At 38.4% G+C, this 16,482-nt stretch carries 16 protein-coding genes; 1 reads left to right on the forward strand and 15 read right to left on the reverse strand.

The window, feature by feature from the left end; genetic code table 11:
• Nucleotides 1-30: 30 nt before the first annotated feature.
• The 3 genes from sodA to HW271_RS05335 form a co-directional block, all read right to left on the reverse strand.
• Nucleotides 31-636, reverse strand: a complete 606-nt coding sequence (gene sodA, locus HW271_RS05325; RefSeq protein ID WP_006150800.1) for a superoxide dismutase SodA — start codon at nucleotides 634-636, stop codon at nucleotides 31-33.
• A gap of 69 nt (nucleotides 637-705) precedes the next feature.
• Nucleotides 706-1,743: a DNA polymerase III subunit delta gene (holA, locus tag HW271_RS05330; protein ID WP_178895143.1), complete on the reverse strand. Its 1,038-nt coding sequence runs from the start codon at nucleotides 1,741-1,743 to the stop codon at nucleotides 706-708.
• 32 nt (nucleotides 1,744-1,775) lie between these two features.
• A complete protein-coding gene (locus HW271_RS05335) occupies nucleotides 1,776-2,711 on the reverse strand; it encodes a dihydroorotate oxidase (protein WP_178895144.1) in 936 nt (311 codons plus the stop codon).
• A 231-nt stretch (nucleotides 2,712-2,942) separates the two neighbouring features.
• On the opposite strand from HW271_RS05335, the gene gdhA reads away from it, so the two are divergent.
• On the forward strand, nucleotides 2,943-4,289 hold the full coding sequence (gdhA, locus tag HW271_RS05340; protein ID WP_049494576.1) for an NADP-specific glutamate dehydrogenase: 1,347 nt from the start codon (nucleotides 2,943-2,945) through the stop codon (nucleotides 4,287-4,289).
• Nucleotides 4,290-4,372: 83 nt separating this feature from the next.
• Here gdhA and HW271_RS05345 read toward each other — a convergent pair whose 3' ends face one another.
• From HW271_RS05345 to murB, 12 genes are all read right to left on the reverse strand, one after another.
• On the reverse strand, nucleotides 4,373-4,828 hold the full coding sequence (locus HW271_RS05345; protein ID WP_025170560.1) for a hypothetical protein: 456 nt from the start codon (nucleotides 4,826-4,828) through the stop codon (nucleotides 4,373-4,375).
• The gene (locus HW271_RS05350; protein WP_049494577.1) at nucleotides 4,829-5,470 is read right to left on the reverse strand and encodes a hypothetical protein; all 642 of its coding nucleotides are present in this window, start codon (nucleotides 5,468-5,470) and stop codon (nucleotides 4,829-4,831) included. It abuts the gene before it with no gap.
• Nucleotides 5,467-5,754, reverse strand: coding sequence for a hypothetical protein (locus HW271_RS05355; RefSeq protein WP_004252581.1), 288 nt, complete (start codon nucleotides 5,752-5,754; stop codon nucleotides 5,467-5,469). Before HW271_RS05355 ends, HW271_RS05350 begins: the two co-directional genes overlap by 4 nt.
• A 265-nt stretch (nucleotides 5,755-6,019) precedes the next feature.
• Nucleotides 6,020-7,063 (reverse strand): SPFH domain-containing protein, encoded by a 1,044-nt coding sequence (locus HW271_RS05360; RefSeq protein ID WP_049494578.1) that lies wholly within the window; start codon nucleotides 7,061-7,063, stop codon nucleotides 6,020-6,022.
• A 194-nt stretch (nucleotides 7,064-7,257) separates the two neighbouring features.
• The gene (alaS, locus tag HW271_RS05365) at nucleotides 7,258-9,876 is read right to left on the reverse strand and encodes an alanine--tRNA ligase (protein WP_178895145.1); all 2,619 of its coding nucleotides are present in this window, start codon (nucleotides 9,874-9,876) and stop codon (nucleotides 7,258-7,260) included.
• Nucleotides 9,873-10,382 carry an LURP-one-related/scramblase family protein gene (locus HW271_RS05370; protein ID WP_178895146.1) on the reverse strand — a complete coding sequence of 170 codons (510 nt, stop codon included), beginning with the start codon at nucleotides 10,380-10,382 and terminating at the stop codon, nucleotides 9,873-9,875. Before HW271_RS05370 ends, alaS begins: the two co-directional genes overlap by 4 nt.
• Before the next feature lie 274 nt (nucleotides 10,383-10,656).
• Nucleotides 10,657-11,406, reverse strand: a complete 750-nt coding sequence (locus HW271_RS05375; protein ID WP_178895147.1) for an MBL fold metallo-hydrolase — start codon at nucleotides 11,404-11,406, stop codon at nucleotides 10,657-10,659.
• A gap of 205 nt (nucleotides 11,407-11,611) precedes the next feature.
• Nucleotides 11,612-12,682 (reverse strand): ABC transporter substrate-binding protein, encoded by a 1,071-nt coding sequence (locus tag HW271_RS05380; protein ID WP_178895148.1) that lies wholly within the window; start codon nucleotides 12,680-12,682, stop codon nucleotides 11,612-11,614.
• Nucleotides 12,679-13,452: an ABC transporter permease gene (locus HW271_RS05385; protein WP_178895149.1), complete on the reverse strand. Its 774-nt coding sequence runs from the start codon at nucleotides 13,450-13,452 to the stop codon at nucleotides 12,679-12,681. The genes HW271_RS05380 and HW271_RS05385 overlap by 4 nt, the downstream gene beginning before the upstream one ends.
• On the reverse strand, nucleotides 13,449-14,255 hold the full coding sequence (locus HW271_RS05390; RefSeq protein ID WP_000754116.1) for an ABC transporter permease: 807 nt from the start codon (nucleotides 14,253-14,255) through the stop codon (nucleotides 13,449-13,451). Before HW271_RS05390 ends, HW271_RS05385 begins: the two co-directional genes overlap by 4 nt.
• Nucleotides 14,236-15,393, reverse strand: a complete 1,158-nt coding sequence (locus tag HW271_RS05395) for an ABC transporter ATP-binding protein (RefSeq protein ID WP_178895150.1) — start codon at nucleotides 15,391-15,393, stop codon at nucleotides 14,236-14,238. The genes HW271_RS05390 and HW271_RS05395 overlap by 20 nt, the downstream gene beginning before the upstream one ends.
• Nucleotides 15,394-15,527: 134 nt before the next feature.
• Nucleotides 15,528-16,433: a UDP-N-acetylmuramate dehydrogenase gene (murB, locus tag HW271_RS05400; RefSeq protein WP_178895151.1), complete on the reverse strand. Its 906-nt coding sequence runs from the start codon at nucleotides 16,431-16,433 to the stop codon at nucleotides 15,528-15,530.
• Nucleotides 16,434-16,482: the final 49 nt, after the last annotated feature.

A 16,482-nucleotide genomic window follows, 5' to 3' on the forward strand; every position in this document is an offset into this window, starting at 1 on the left:
ATTTCTAACCAAAAGGTGTTGTTAGTAAGTTTATTTAGCTGCTGCGTAAAGCTCGTCTACTTTGTTCCAGTTAATCACTGAGAAGAAAGCTTTGATGTAGTCAGGACGAACGTTGCGGTATTTCACGTAGTAGGCATGTTCCCAAACGTCCAAGCCCAAGATTGGTTTTTTACCTTCTGAGATTGGTGTGTCTTGGTTTGCTGTTGAAGTCACTTCAAGTTTACCTTCTTTGTTAACAACCAACCATGCCCATCCAGAACCGAAACGAGTAGTTGCTGCCGCAGTAAATGCTGCTTGGAATTCTTCAAATGAACCGAAAGTTTCATCGATGGCTGCTGCAAGTTCTGCTGAAGGAGCTGTCTTTTCAGGAGTCATCAATTCCCAGAAAAGAGCGTGGTTCAAGTGTCCACCACCGTTGTTGATAAGCGCTTGACGGATATCAGCTGGGATAGATTCAACATCTGCAAGCAATGCTTCGAGGTCTTCACCAATTTCAGGGTGTTTTTCAAGAGCTGCGTTTGCGTTGTTTACGTATGTTTGGTGGTGTTTGTCATGGTGCAAGTGCATTGTTTCAGCATCAATGTATGGTTCCAATGCATCGTAAGCGTATGGAAGATCTGGTAAGATAATAGCCATCTGTAATACCTCTTTTTCTTTTTATATAAAAATGATAACGCAAACAACCTATTTTTTCAAGTTTTTTGCTCAATTTGACTGGCTTGCAATTTGCAACAAAGCATTCTCAAACAGGTAGCCTTTTTCGTAAACCCCTGTCTTAATTTGGTAATCTGCTTGGATAAGATAACGAATGGAATCCTGTAAGAAATTCAAGGACAATCCTCGCGTGTCACGAAGGGCAAATCTGATTTGGTAAGGATTAGGATTGCGACCAAGATAGTGACCTAAACTGCTGACCATCTTAGCCTCTGTCTGACCAGACTCTTGTAAAATTTTCACTTGTGTATAGAGTCTGAACTGCCCCAGCATAATGGCAATCAGTTTAATCTCATCTTCTCCCTGCAAGGTCAAATCTTTGACTAAATCACGTGCCTGATCAATCTTCTTAGTCAATATTAACTGGGTCAAATCAAAGATATTATCCTGCAAAGTCTTTGGTATGGCTTCAACAATGTCTTCTTCTGTAATGTCACCATTATCCTTGTAGGCCTGTAAGAAGAGTAGATTTTTCTGAATTTCACTAAATTGAAAACCTGATTTAATAAGCAACTGTTCGAAAGATTTTCCAGCAAAATTCAGTCCTAATTCCTGAGCCCACTCTTGAAAATAAGCTCGTATTTCTTGCTCTTTTGGCTCGATGGCTTCAAAAACTGTCGCATCCCTCTTGAGCAATTTGACCAAACGTCTCTTACTATCCAACTTCCCTTCAGCAAAAATGACTAGTTTACTAGAAGGTAAAGGATTTTCCAGATAGTCTTCAAAAGACTTAAGCTCATCATCAGTTAGATAGCGTTTTTTAGCTGTCGTTATATCGACAAAATGATCTAAAATAACAATTTTTTCATCCGCAAAGAAAGGAAGACTGACCAGCTCTAGTTCCAAGCTTTTGTAGTCTACTTCTTTCATGTCAAAATAAGCAAAATTCAAATCTGCAGGATCGTAGCCGATTTGCTTTAGAACCTGAGTTTTCATGATGTCGTACTGTCCTTGATCGACCCCTGTAAACAGGGTCAAACTCGGAAGGTTTGCTAAGGACAGTTTTCGGCTTTCTTCTATGGCTAGCATTTATTCTCCTTTCTTTTTAATTTAGCTTCTGTTTAATCCATATAATTCAATTTTCCACGGAAATCCTCTAGGCTTTGGTATCCTTTTTCCGTCATAATTTCTTTGAGTTCCTTTGTAATACGTTCAAAAGCACCTACACCTTCTTTATGAAGAGTAGTTCCTACTTGTACCATGCTGGCACCACATAGGATATGTTCAAAGGCATCACGCCCTGTGAGCACTCCACCAGTTCCGATGATTTGAATTTGAGGATTTAAGCGTTGATAAAAGGCATGGACATTGGCAAGTGCAGTTGGTTTAATGTATTCTCCACCAATTCCACCAAAACCATTCTTAGGACGAATTACGACAGACTCGTCTTTAATATAAAGACCATTTCCGATAGAGTTAACACAGTTGACGAACTTGAGTGGGTATTTGTTAAAAATCGCTGCTGCTTGATCAAAATGTACAATATCAAAATAAGGTGGTAGCTTAATTCCTAGAGGTTTTGTAAAATACTCAAAGACTTCTGACAAGATACGGTCTGTTGTTTCAAAATCATAGGCAATCTGAGGTTTTCCTGGAACATTGGGACATGAGAGATTGAGTTCAGTTAGACCACGAAAATCACTTTCTTGCACCTTCTTCAAAATGGTATGAGTTTCCTCTGGAGACATTCCAACTAAAGACAGAAAGAAAGTACGGTTTGGTTCTTTTTCTTGTAACTCTAATAGATACTTCAAATAATAATCTAAACCATTATTAGGCAGCCCCATCGAGTTAATAGAACCTAGTGGAACATCTTGATAACGTGGTTCAGGATTTCCCTGACGAAATTCCAAGGTTGCTGTTTTTGTGACAAAAGTTCCTGCTGCTGAGTTTTTAACACCTTCCAATTCCTCAATGGTCATACAAGTAACTCCTGCTGCATTCATCAAGCAATTATCAAATTCAAAACCAGCAATCTGTGTTTTAGTTGATACCATGATTCTATTCCTCCAGATGATTCCTTTATATCTCCACTATTATACCATACTTTGATAGGACTCTTTTAATAAAACTGACCTCATAAAAATGTTGGCTTTTTTAGCTGAAAAATAGAGCTGTTGCTAAATTGAAAGAATTTTTAGAAAATTTGTGTTTTTTCCTTTACAGTAAAAAATTTTTCTGCTATAATGTCTCATGTAATAAAATATGACAACAAAAAGGAGAACGATATGACATCTGCTAAAGAATATATCCAAAGCGTGTTTGAAACTGTAAAAGCTCGTAACGGGCATGAGGCTGAATTTCTCCAGGCGGTTGAAGAATTCTTCAGCACTTTGGAGCCTGTCTTTGAAAAACACCCTGAGTATATTGAAGAAAATATCTTGGCACGTATCACTGAACCTGAGCGCGTAATTTCTTTCCGTGTTCCTTGGGTTGACCGTGATGGAAAAGTTCAAGTTAACCGTGGTTACCGTGTTCAATTCAACTCAGCTGTTGGACCATATAAAGGCGGACTTCGTTTCCACCCAACTGTAAATCAAGGGATCTTGAAATTCCTCGGATTCGAACAAATCTTTAAAAACGTTTTGACTGGACTTCCAATCGGTGGAGGTAAAGGTGGATCAGACTTTGATCCTAAAGGCAAAACTGATGCTGAAGTGATGCGCTTCTGCCAAAGCTTCATGACTGAATTGCAAAAATACATCGGACCATCTCTTGACGTGCCTGCTGGTGATATCGGTGTCGGTGGACGTGAAATTGGTTACCTTTACGGACAATACAAACGCCTCAACCAATTTGATGCTGGTGTCTTGACTGGTAAACCTCTTGGATTTGGTGGTAGCTTGATTCGTCCAGAAGCAACTGGTTATGGATTGGTTTACTACACTGAAGAAATGCTTAAAGCAAACGGCAACAGCTTTGCAGGTAAGAAAGTTGTTATTTCAGGTTCTGGTAACGTAGCTCAATACGCTCTTCAAAAAGCAACTGAACTTGGTGCAACTGTTATCTCTGTATCTGACTCAAATGGTTATGTGATTGATGAAAACGGAATCGATTTTGACCTTCTTACAGATGTTAAAAACAACCGTCGTGCTCGTTTGACTGAATACGCTGCAGAAAAACCAACTGCTACTTACCATGAAGGTTCTGTATGGACTTACTCAGGCAACTACGACATCGCCCTTCCATGTGCGACTCAAAATGAAATTGACGGTGATGCTGCAAAACGTTTGGTAGCTCAAGGTGTGAAAGTTGTCTCTGAAGGAGCAAACATGCCAAGTAACTTGGAAGCTATCCATGTTTACAAAGAAAATGGTGTCCTTTACGGACCTGCAAAAGCTGCCAATGCTGGTGGTGTTGCTGTATCTGCCCTTGAAATGAGCCAAAACAGTCTTCGCCTTTCATGGACACGTGAAGAAGTTGACGGACGTCTCAAAGACATCATGACAAACATCTTTAACACTGCTAAAACAACTGCAGAAACATACGGTCTTGGTACTGACTACCTTGCAGGTGCAAATATTGCAGCCTTTGAAAACGTAGCAAATGCTATGATTGCCCAAGGTATTGTTTAAAAATAAAGATTATTATCAAAAAAGCAACAACTTATTAAGTTGTTGCTTTTTATCATATTCAAATAAAGTATATCAAACTCTTATTAAGAAACGATAAATGTTTCACCACAGTTTTCACAAGTTAAGTTAGTTCCAATTACTCCATCTGTTGATGTATGACAATTAGGACAGTAGGCCCGTTTTGCTGACAATCTATAAGATAATTGATCTTGTAATACTTTTCCCTTTGTTTCTATAACATCTTCTTCAAGTTCTTCAAATTCAAGAACTGTCATCAAACTTTTATTATATTGTTTCATCCTTGGTTGTATTAAAAATAAAATAAATGATATGACAATAAATAAGAAAAATAATATGAATAAAATTGTAACTATCAAAAGCCACATAAAGTAGAAATCGTGAAGTAATCCTTCTTTTTTTCCTAATAACCATCTTATTTCCTTATCTATGGACTGATAAAATTTCAATCCCGAAACAATACAAATGAAAGATACTAGCGGATAAACAAATTTTGATATCATTAAACGATAGCGTCTCATTTATACTTCCTTTCTAGATAACCATGCACCACAATAATCACATGATTTACCCTGACCTAAGTCAAGCAAATTCTCCCCACTGCATGATGGACAAATAACAGGATAGGTGTTTTTATGAATCTTATGCTTTTCAAATAAGGTGAATAATGCTTGTATCTGTTTTTGTGTCTTAATTTCCTCTTCTCTCTTTGATTCTCGGTAAGTTAGGATCAATATCACAATCAAATTAAGCAAATACCAAGGAATTAAAAGAAATAAAAATCGGATAGACCATTCCCTGGATTTTACTAGTTCAAAAAGTGATGAAAAAGTAATTAAAACAAGCATTTGAAGTAGATTCTTTTGTTTCAACTTTTTCAAGGAAAAGGAATCTTTAATTGTTTTTCGGAATAAGAATAAAATAATTAAGGCAATAACGACATAAGAAATATTTTGGAATGCTAAAAACACTAAACTTATAACAATAGGAATCCCGATAACCTTCCCCAAGAGTATAAAATCAAGATTTTTTAAAATAACATTAGTTGGTTCATCTTCGAGAGCAAAGATAGCTAGTGATAGAACTACAAAACAGAGTATTACTATATTTGAAATTAACCAATGAAAGACTTCTTTCCAATTATTCTTAATATACTGTTTCACCTATCTTCTCCTCTAGTTGCTATATATTCTCTATAAAGAGCTTTCCCATTATATATCTCATCCAAAGCTTTGACTTTAATTTTTATATTTTCTAAAACACCAAAGCTATAAAATGCAAAGGAAGACAAAAAGAAACCTGATAAAGAAAAAATAATAGGTGTCACTATTGAGAAAATCGGCTTACCATATCCTAGAAATAGAGTTGCAATCAATAGTGAAATAAAAAATGTTGCACTTGTTAATCCCATAAAAAGTATACTTAATAAACGAAATACTTGATACATTCACAATATCCTCCTATAATAAATTTCCTAACTGTTTAACTGTCTAGTTTTTCTAATTTTCCTTCTACATTGATACAATTCCATTAATTTAATGTTCACACAAAGAATACATATGTATCAGTATAAAAAATGGGAACTCTGACACAAACAGAACTCCCAAAATAAGCTAATGATTGGGATTAGAAACATGATAGAATCAAAATATTATAAAGATTTTTAAGACATATGTATATTTCATCCCACATTTTATTTTAAAATTTAAACTTTATCTAGGTTGACCGCAATTAGAACAAAACTTAGCTTCTTCAGAAAATTCAGCCCCACACTGACTACAGAACTTAGCTAAAGCATCCTCTTTACTTGAATCGAATTGATTCTGTTCGGAACTATTATTAGCTTGGTTAAGCCCTTCGATATTTCCTACAAGGTTGTTAAGTTTAGCTCCTATTCCAAGACCCATAGCGACTTCCATTCCTACACCCATTAATTTTCCATTAGAATTTTCATTTTTCGCTGCTTCTTCTAGAATATCAAATTTTCGCTCCTCCTGATAGTTATATCCTTCGATATCTCGACTTGTAGTCTTAATTTTAGCATCTACAATTTGTTTATGGAATTTGAAAATATCTTTATATCCCTGACATCCTTGATTAACTTTTAGAGATTCAATATTAAATTCTTCAATACGAATACCATACTTATCGAACTGATTCTCTAAAATCTTAGATAGTTCAAGACCAATTTCATTGCTGTGCATTTCAATATCAATAACAGCAATCTGATTACTATAGACAACTTTTGAAATAGCTGAACTAATTAGTCCAATGGTAGCTTGCCTAAAGCGTTTTTGAAAAATATCTACTGTAATAAGATCAGGCTGACTTGGCATAAATTCCAATAAAAAAGCTTCCAAGTTTACAATTCGAGGAACAAAATTTCCATGTAATTTCAATTCGACAGGAATATCAGTCTCTGGATCTCGTACTAAAATAGCTGAAGGAGTTCCCCAACCAATGGGTTGTAAATCATACAAATTTACGAACCATAGATTTGATGAATTCTGTAAAACACCACCACTGACAAAGGTTTTAAATTCATCCAATAACTGTGTGTCAGAGATTTCAATCTTATGCTTTCCTGCATTAAATCTAGCTAATTCTTTCCCATTTGAAAATAATATTGCACATTGTCCAGGGTTAACAATTAATGTTGAACCAGATTTAATATCCGTTTTAGGATGTCTCCAAGCAAGTATATTTCTGGTATTTTCTCCTTCGTACCGAATAACATCAAACATTTTTAAAGCCATGGTTTCTCCTTTTTATAGTTTCCAAAAATTATAATCAATCAAATCTTATTTTCTTACTTATACTTATATTTATATTATATAATCTCGTTATTAAAAAGGCAACTCAAATTATTAAAGGTTATATCAAGCAAATTGTGACTTAATATGAGCTTTATATGTAAAAATCCCTATCCAAACGGATAGGGATTTTTTGATTACAATTTACCTGCTACGGCATCCAACAATTCTTGGATTTTTGCTTGGTTGCTTCCTCCTGCCATGGCCATGTCTGGTTTACCACCACCACGTCCATCAACGATAGGAGCCAATTCTTTGACCAAGTTACCTGCGTGGATGTCTTTTGTCTTGCTGGCTACAAGAAGGTTGACCTTGTCACCGATGGCTGCGACAAGAACAAGCACATCAGAGTAGTCTTTTTGCTTCCAGTTATCTGCAAAGGTACGAAGAGCACCTGCATCTGATACAGAAACTTGACTAGCAATGTAACGGTGGCCGTTTGCTTCTTGAACATTCTTGAAGACATCGCCGGCTGCAGCTGCTGCCGCTTTTTCCTTCAATTCTGCATTTTCTTTTTGCAATTGACGGAGTTGTTCTTGAAGTCCTTCAACCTTGTGAGGTACTTCTTTGAGTTGAGGAGCTTTCAAGGTTGCTGCGACTGCTTTCAGTGCATCTTCTTGTTCACGATAAGCTTCAAAGGCTTCCTTACCAGTCACTGCCAAGATACGACGAGTTCCTGAGCCGATCCCTTCTTCCTTGACAATCTTGAAGAGACCGATCTCAGAAGTATTGCCAACGTGGGTACCACCACAAAGTTCAACTGAGTAGTCACCAATCGTTACAACACGGACTTCTTTACCGTATTTCTCACCAAAGAGGGCCATAGCTCCCATTTCTTTGGCTGTGTCGATATCAGTCTCAACAGTCTTGACTGCAATAGCTTCCCAGATCTTCTCATTGACTTGTTGCTCAATAGCACGCAATTCTTTTGGAGTCACGGCTTGGAAGTGGGTGAAGTCAAAGCGAAGAAATTCTACTTCATTAAGTGAACCTGCTTGAGTAGCGTGATGTCCAAGGATATTGTGAAGGGCCGCATGGAGCAAGTGAGTGGCTGTGTGGTTCTTCATGACACGGTGACGACGATTGCTATCGATGGCCAAAGTGTATTCTTGGTTCAAAGCAAGCGGTGCAAGAATTTCAACAGTATGAAGAGCTTGTCCATTTGGTGCTTTTTGAACATCCGTTACAGTCGCTACAAGATTTCCTGCAGCATCCAAGATTTGACCATGGTCCGCAACTTGTCCACCCATTTCAGCGTAGAATGGAGTTTCTGCAAATATCAGTGATGCAGTTCCTTCTGCTACAGCTTCTACTTCTGCATTATCTGCTACGATAGCCACCAATTTAGAAGGCAATTGGCTAGCATTGTAGTTGAAGACACTCTCTACAGTGATGTTTTGAAGGGTTTCATTTTGCATACCCATAGATCCGCCTTTAACAGCTGACGCACGCGCACGCTCTTGTTGTTCCTTCATGGCTGCTTCAAAACCTTCACGGTCTACAGTCATTCCTGCTTCTTCAGCGATTTCTTCTGTCAACTCTACTGGGAATCCGTATGTATCATAGAGTTTGAAGACATCTTGACCAGCGATAACCGTTTGACCTTTTTCTTTCAAGTCTGCTACGATAGTTTCTGCAAAGTGTTGACCTGAGTGAAGAGTACGCGCAAATGACTCTTCTTCGCTCTTGACGATTTTTTCGATAAAATCACGTTTTTCAAGCACTTCTGGGTAGTAGCTTTCCATGATTTTTCCAACAGTTGGAACCAGTTTGTAAAGGAAAGGCTCGTTTATGCCCAATTTTTGACCATGCATAGACGCACGACGGAGGAGACGACGAAGAACGTAACCGCGTCCTTCATTACCAGGAAGAGCTCCATCCCCAATCGCAAATGAAAGTGAACGGATATGGTCGGCAATAACCTTGAAGCTCATGTTATCGCCATCTTGGTCGTAAACCTTACCAGATAATTTCTCAACTTCACGAATGATTGGCATGAAGAGGTCTGTTTCAAAGTTGGTCTTAGCACCTTGGATAACAGCTACCAAACGCTCCAATCCAGCGCCCGTATCAATGTTTTTGTGTGGCAATTCCTTGTACTCGCTACGAGGTACAGCTGGATCAGCGTTAAATTGTGACAATACAATGTTCCAGATTTCGATATAACGGTCATTTTCGATATCTTCTGCAAGAAGACGAAGACCAATGTTTTCAGGGTCAAAGGCTTCTCCACGGTCGAAGAAGATTTCTGTATCAGGTCCAGAAGGTCCCGCACCGATTTCCCAGAAGTTGTCTTCAATTGGGATCAAATGACTTGGATCTACTCCCACTTCAATCCAGCGGTTGTATGAATCCTTGTCATCTGGATAGTATGTCATGTAAAGTTTGTCTTTAGGGAAGTCAAACCACTCAGGACTTGTCAAAAGCTCATATGCCCATGTAATTGCTTCGTCACGGAAGTAATCCCCGATTGAGAAGTTCCCCAACATTTCAAACATGGTATGGTGACGGGCAGTCTTCCCTACGTTTTCGATATCGTTGGTACGGATGGCTTTTTGAGCATTGGTAATACGTGGATTTTCAGGTTTGATAGTTCCATCGAAGTATTTTTTAAGAGTGGCAACCCCTGAGTTGATCCACAAAAGGGTTGGGTCGTTTACTGGAACCAAGCTAACGGATGGTTCTACTGAGTGGCCTTTTGTAGCCCAGAAATCAAGCCACATTTGGCGGACTTGTGCACTAGATAATTGTTTCATAGATATCTCCTTATTGTATCATTGTTTGATTGACTTTCTAGCATCTCTACGTAGTCGATAGCGACACAGAGAGAAACAACTAGATCAGCATAAGAATCTTCATAAACGGTAAGATTGTATGTAGAGGTCAGACGAATGAATTCTTTCGAGATTTCTGCAATCACTTGATCTCGGTCATCCAAAAGTTTGAAATCCCAATCCCAAATATCTCCTTCAATGCGAAGACCCAGGTTGTCAAATTCATACTTATCTCTAAAGAAAGTAAATTTCTTGCGGATGTAAAAGCTATCTCCGTTACTCAGTTGAATTTCAAAACGGGGCAAGAAGGTCATGACTTCTTTTCGAATCTCACTGACCTTTTGGTTATCTGCATCATAGATAGTAAATGTTTTGGGAATATTAAAAAAAGAACCTTCTACCTGATAGGCGATTTCTCCCCTATCATCCTTGATATCAAAACGTTCACCACCTATGCGGAATTTTTGTTTGACATGAAATGTTCTCATAAACACCTCCAAAAATAAAAGACAAATCCATATCACGAAGGGCGAAAAACCGCGGTACCACCTTCATTCAATGAACTTGTCATTCTCTTATTCTTATGCAATTGTGTGATTGAGTAGCATGATTTTCTATCTTAGATGGCTCGCAGCACCGCCAATTCTCTGAACTAAGATGGAGAGAAAATCAATTCTCAACTCTAGTATTATATCGTTTTTAGAGAAGTTCGTCAAGGTTTATCCTCTTAAAGATACTGCATCAAATAATAAATTCTGAAACTTAGATACTAATCGTCTCTCCTACAGAAAGAGTTTTATAATTAGCATCTATTACTTCTTTTTTTGTCGTCTGGTAATGACTATAATCCTCAATATGAATTGGATAAATATTTTTTGGTTGAAGTGTAGATTCTAATTGCTGTAACATCTTTAAATTCATTGTGAATGGACCACCAAATGAATCTGATTTAACAGCTCCAAGGTTTGCAAAAATAGCATCAATTTTTCGGGAAACAAAATCTGTTACCCTTGGATATAAAATCGTGTCACCTGTAAAGTAGATTATTTTAGTTTGCAAAGGAGCTGTGATTGTTATTTGATATCCATTAACCTTACCAACTATTTTTTGCATTATATAATTACTCGCATGATAAGCTGGTACAGCTTTTATAGCAATTTGATATTCATCAACTGAAAACAACTGCTCTTCTCCCCAATTTAAAACTATATTATTTAAGCATGATAATCCTTCTGTGATTTTTCTGTTAGGAGTAATTACAGTTTTATCCCTTAGGTATCCCTTTCCTACATCATCTAAATGATCTTTATGACCATGAGTTATTAACCATAAATCAACTTTGTTAAAAAGAGTCATATCATGATAAACATCGGTCTTTTTCTCAGATAGAAAACCTTTGAACTGGACCAAAGTACCTTTAGGAGATAAATCAGGGTCAATTCCTATATGAAATTTGTCATCTACGGAAATGACTCCACATGCAACTCCACAATAAGTAAACGAAATAGACATAATACTCCTACAAATACTTCCCAAATCACTTTTTCTATGAAAAGATAGATTCCTTATGATTAGAAAAATTATAACACGATTCACAAATTATTACTACTTAACACTTGTAACAATAATAAAACCTAGCTATAGAAACTTTACTAGTTACACATAGCTAGGTTTTGTTTTACTTTAATTGAAATTATTTACGACAGTTGGAAAGCTCCTACTTCCGATACATCTTAAATTGTAGGAAGAGGTCGCTGTAGATTCCTGTCCATTTATGGTCAAACTTCTCATAAACTTCTAGGTGTTTCATAGTATCTGCATCTGGATAGAAGGACTTATCCTCTTTTGTCTCCTCTGGGAGCATTTCCTTAGCAGCATTGTTTGGTGTTGAATAACCGACATACTCTGCATTCTTGAGAGCATTTTCAGGCTTCAGCATAAAGTTGATAAATGCATAAGCTGCTTCCTGGTTCTTAACTGTCTTAGGTATCACCATATTGTCAAACCAGAGGTTACTTGCTTCTGTCGGTACGACGTATTTGAGGTTAGGATTCTTTTCCAACATCTGGCTAGCTTCCCCTGAGAAAGTCACACCGATAGCAGCATTATTCTGAATCATGTAACCCTTCATCTCATCGGCTACAATAGCCTTGATATTAGGAGTCAACTCATACAGTTTATCAACCGTTTGTGACAGTTGCTCTGGACTTTTTGAGTTAAGGCTATAGCCTAGTGAGTTAAGACCTAAACCAAGAACCTCACGCGCCCCATCAAAGAGCATGATCGAATCCTTGTATTCTGGTTTCCAGAGGTCATCCCAATGTTCAGGCGCTTCTTCCACCATGGTTTCATTGTAGACAATTCCCAAAGTTCCCCAGAAATATGGGATTGAGTACTGGTTGTTTGGGTCAAAAGACTGGTTGAGAAACTCTGGACCGATATTCTCAATTCCCTCAATCTTACTATAATCCAGTGGAACTAGAAGATCTTCATCCTTCATCTTGTTAATCATGTACTCACTTGGGATAGCAATATCATAGGTTGTTCCACCCTGCTTGATTTTCGTGTACATGGCTTCGTTAGAGTCAAAGGTTTCGTACTGAACTTGGATTCCCGTTTCTTCCGTAAATTTCTCCAGAAGTTCAGGATCGATATAGTCTCCCCAGTTGTAGATAACCAATTTTTGACTATCACGGCTATTGATTTTACTATCAAGATGGTAAGAAATTCCCCACAAGACGAGGATAATCGCTAAAATTCCTGCTAAAAATGAATAGAGTCGTTTCATGCTTTCTCCTCCTTCTCACGTGAAATGAAGTAATATCCAACTACTAGGATAATACTAAAGAGAAAGACCAAGGCTGAAAGAGCATTGATTTCAAGCGAAATTCCCTTACGAGCCCGAGAGTAGATCTCAACTGAGAGGGTTGAAAAACCATTCCCCGTTACAAAGAAAGTCACGGCAAAGTCATCTAGGGAATAGGTGAAAGCCATAAAGTAACCTGCGATGATAGACGGCGTTAAGTAAGGAAGCATGATTTCTTTAAACATCTGGAACTGACTAGCCCCAAGGTCATAGGCTGCATGAATCATATCTCCATTCATCTCTTTCAATCGTGGCAAGACCATGAGCACTACGATTGGAATCGAGAATGCTACATGACTGGAAAGTACCGTCAGAAAGCCAAGTGAAAACTTGAGTTGGGTAAAGAGAATCAAGAAACTGGCACCAATCATAACGTCAGGAGCAACCATCAAAATGTTATTAAGTGATAGAAAGGCTTCTTGGTATTTTTTGCGTGATTGGTAAATATAGATAGCACCGAAAGTCCCAATAACAGTCGCAATCAAGGCTGATAGAAAGGCTAGTAAAAAGGTTTGAACCAAGATAAGCATGAGCCTTCCATCACCAAACATGGTTTCAAAGTGAGTCCAGCTAAAACCTGTAAAGCTGTTCATATCATCCCCGGCATTGAAGGCATAGCCAATCAGGTAAAAGATTGGCAAATAAAGGACGATAAAGACAAAGGCTAGGTAAATATTCGATAATTTTTTCATCGTTCTCTCCTTTCCTTAGTCACCCACATGGTGATAAACATGGTCAGGATAAGAACAACACCGATAGTTGACCCCATACCATAGTTGTCATTGGTCAAGAAGTTCTGCTCGATGGCAGTCCCCAAAGTAATCACTCGGTTCCCCCCAATCAAACGTGTCAACATGAAGAGACTCAAACTTGGGATAAAGACAGATTGAACTCCGCTTCGCACCCCGTTCATAGACAGAGGGAAGATGACATGACGGAAGGTTTCCCACTTGGTTGCACCAAGGTCATAGCTGGCATTGATGAGATTGTTATCCATATCATCCAAAACATTGAAGATGGGCAAAATCATAAATGGAAGCTCGATATAGCTTGCGACAAAGATAAATGAGAAATCTGTAAATAGCAACTGCTGAGAACCAATTCCGATGAATTCTAGAAATTGATTAATAGAGCCATTTTGACCAAAAATTCCGATAAAGGCATATGCCTTAAGGAGAAGGTTGATCCAGGTTGGCAAGATGATTAGCATGAGCCAGAGTTGACGGTGTTTGAGACGAGTCAAAAAGAGGGCTGTTGGATAACTGATAAGAAGCGTCACCAGAGTCACAATCCCAGCATAAAGAACAGAGTTAAAACTCATTTTGAGATAGGTCAAGTTTTGTGACGCAAAATAGGATTTATAGTTTTCTAAACTAAACTGGCCTTCGATGTTGAAAAATGATTGTCCAAAAATCAAGACCAAGGGTGCCAATACAAAGAGTGCAATCCAAAGCATGTAGGGCACTACAAAGAGTTTAGAGGTTGTTTTCTTCATCTCTTTCCTCCTCGATAGCGTTTATCAAACCTGCTTCATGCTCTTCGATTTCTACGTACTCTTCGATACGAGCATCGAACTCTTCTTCTGTTTCATTGAGACGCATGATGTGGATGTCTTCTGGTTCAAAGTCCAGACCGATTTCCTCACCAACGATGGCCTTACGAGTCGAGTGAATCATCCATTCGTTACCGAGTTCATCATAGGCGATAATCTCATAGTGAACCCCACGGAAGAGTTGCGTATCGACTTTAACTTGAAGTTTTCCTTCTTCTGGAAGAGTAATGCGCAAGTCCTCTGGACGAATGACGACTTCGACAGGCTCGTTTGGCTTCATCCCACCATCGACCGCTTCAAATCGTTTGCCATTGAACTCGACCAAATAGTCCTCAATCATGGTCCCTGACAAGATATTTGATTCACCGATGAAGGTGGCTACAAAGTGGTTGATAGGCTCGTCGTAGATGTCAACTGGTGTCCCAGACTGAACAATCTCACCGTCATTCATGACAAAAATCCAGTCACTCATGGCCAAGGCTTCTTCCTGATCGTGAGTAACAAAGACAAAGGTGATGCCCAAGCGTTGTTGCAGTTCACGTAGTTCGTACTGCATGTCTGTCCGCAACTTCAAGTCAAGTGCTGACAAAGGCTCATCCAAGAGCACCACACGAGGCTGGTTGATAATCGCACGCGCAATAGCTACACGCTGACGTTGTCCTCCAGATAATCTACGGATAGAACGTTTTTCATATCCTTCAAGCTGTACCATCTTGAGAACTTCTAAGACACGTTTTTCGATTTCTTTTTTATCGACCTTGCGTAATCGCAATGGAAAGGCAACATTTTCAAAGACATTCATATGCGGGAACAAGGCGTAAGATTGGAAGACCGTGTGAACATCGCGCTTATTGGTCGGGATGTCATTGATACGAACACCGTCTAGCAAAATATCACCCGTCGTTGCATCCAACAAACCGGCGATAATATTTAGAATGGTTGATTTTCCTGAACCAGAAGCTCCTAGCAGTGTATAAAATTTTCCTTCTTCCAACTCAAAGTTAATATCCTTGAGAACCTTAGTGTCACTATCTTCAAAAACTTTAGAAACGTTTCTGAATTCGATAATTGGCTTTTTCAATTCCTCTAAATTCCTTTTTCTTCGTAAATTAACAGATTGGGACCTTGTTAAATGCTAGCAATAACTGTAAGGAATTGACCCAAACCATATCTAGCGATAAAATCCCAATCTTTGTATAATGTGTAATAATAATGTTATTCGTGCTCACCCAAGATACGAACTTCTCGCTCTAAGGTAACACCTGAATGTTCTCTAACTTTGTCAATGACAGACTCAATTAAGTCTTCATAATCTCGAGCAGTCCCATCAGCCACGTTTATCATAAAGCCTGCATGTTTTTCTGAGACTTCGACACCACCGATACGGTAGCCCTTCAAACCAGCTTCTGAAATCAATTGCCCTGCAAAATGCCCGACTGGACGTTTAAAGACAGAACCACATGATGGATATTCCAAAGGTTGTTTGAGTTCTCGAAGGTGGGTCAAACGTTCCATTTCTTGATTAATAGTCTCATAATTCCCTGGAGATAGTGCAAATTTAGCTGATAAGACTACTGCTCCAGAATCTTGAATAGCTGAATGACGATAACCAAAGGCTAAATCCTTAGCTGATAAAGTCACGATTTCCCCATCCTTGGTCAATACTTTGCAAGACTGCAAAATATGAGCAATCTCACCTCCATAAGCACCAGCGTTCATAAAGACAGCTCCACCAACGCTTCCTGGAATTCCACAGGCAAACTCAAAACCAGTCAAGCTATGGCGTAGAGCAATACGAGTGGTCTCAATCAAGTTAGCACCTGCTTCTGCTTCAATGGTGTAACCATCGACCGAAACATTGTTGAGCTTGTCACACATAATGACAAAGCCACGAATTCCGCCTTCTCGGACAATAATATTACTGGCATTTCCAAGAACCATCCATGGGATATTTTCTTGATTAGCGAACTTAACCACACGGGCCATCTCATAATGATTGCGAGGAAAAGCTAAGTAATCTGCCTTCCCTCCGACTTTGGTATAGGTATAAGTTTTTAATGGCTCATCGAATCGAATATCAATTCCTTCTAATGTTTCTTTTAATTTATCTAGTACTGTCATATCTCTCATCCTTTTATAAAATCCATTCTATTATACCATTTTTAGCGAT

The sequence above is a fragment of the Streptococcus sp. oral taxon 061 genome, from assembly GCF_013394695.1.
In the GTDB taxonomy this organism is placed as follows: domain Bacteria; phylum Bacillota; class Bacilli; order Lactobacillales; family Streptococcaceae; genus Streptococcus.

Excerpts from the sequence above, each read along its gene's own strand:
- HW271_RS05380 (WP_178895148.1), bottom strand. The coding sequence starts at position 12,682 with ATGAAACGACTCTATTCATTTTTAGCAGGAATTTTAGCGATTATCCTC.
- HW271_RS05375 (WP_178895147.1), bottom strand. The coding sequence starts at position 11,406 with ATGTCTATTTCGTTTACTTATTGTGGAGTTGCATGTGGAGTCATTTCC.
- HW271_RS05345 (WP_025170560.1), bottom strand. The coding sequence starts at position 4,828 with ATGAGACGCTATCGTTTAATGATATCAAAATTTGTTTATCCGCTAGTA.
- holA (WP_178895143.1), bottom strand. The coding sequence starts at position 1,743 with ATGCTAGCCATAGAAGAAAGCCGAAAACTGTCCTTAGCAAACCTTCCG.
- HW271_RS05370 (WP_178895146.1), bottom strand. The coding sequence starts at position 10,382 with ATGAGAACATTTCATGTCAAACAAAAATTCCGCATAGGTGGTGAACGT.
- HW271_RS05335 (WP_178895144.1), bottom strand. The coding sequence starts at position 2,711 with ATGGTATCAACTAAAACACAGATTGCTGGTTTTGAATTTGATAATTGC.
- HW271_RS05360 (WP_049494578.1), bottom strand. The coding sequence starts at position 7,063 with ATGGCTTTAAAAATGTTTGATGTTATTCGGTACGAAGGAGAAAATACC.
- HW271_RS05385 (WP_178895149.1), bottom strand. The coding sequence starts at position 13,452 with ATGAAAAAATTATCGAATATTTACCTAGCCTTTGTCTTTATCGTCCTT.
- alaS (WP_178895145.1), bottom strand. The coding sequence starts at position 9,876 with ATGAAACAATTATCTAGTGCACAAGTCCGCCAAATGTGGCTTGATTTC.
- gdhA (WP_049494576.1), top strand. The coding sequence starts at position 2,943 with ATGACATCTGCTAAAGAATATATCCAAAGCGTGTTTGAAACTGTAAAA.
- sodA (WP_006150800.1), bottom strand. The coding sequence starts at position 636 with ATGGCTATTATCTTACCAGATCTTCCATACGCTTACGATGCATTGGAA.
- HW271_RS05355 (WP_004252581.1), bottom strand. The coding sequence starts at position 5,754 with ATGTATCAAGTATTTCGTTTATTAAGTATACTTTTTATGGGATTAACA.
- HW271_RS05390 (WP_000754116.1), bottom strand. The coding sequence starts at position 14,255 with ATGAAGAAAACAACCTCTAAACTCTTTGTAGTGCCCTACATGCTTTGG.
- murB (WP_178895151.1), bottom strand. The coding sequence starts at position 16,433 with ATGACAGTACTAGATAAATTAAAAGAAACATTAGAAGGAATTGATATT.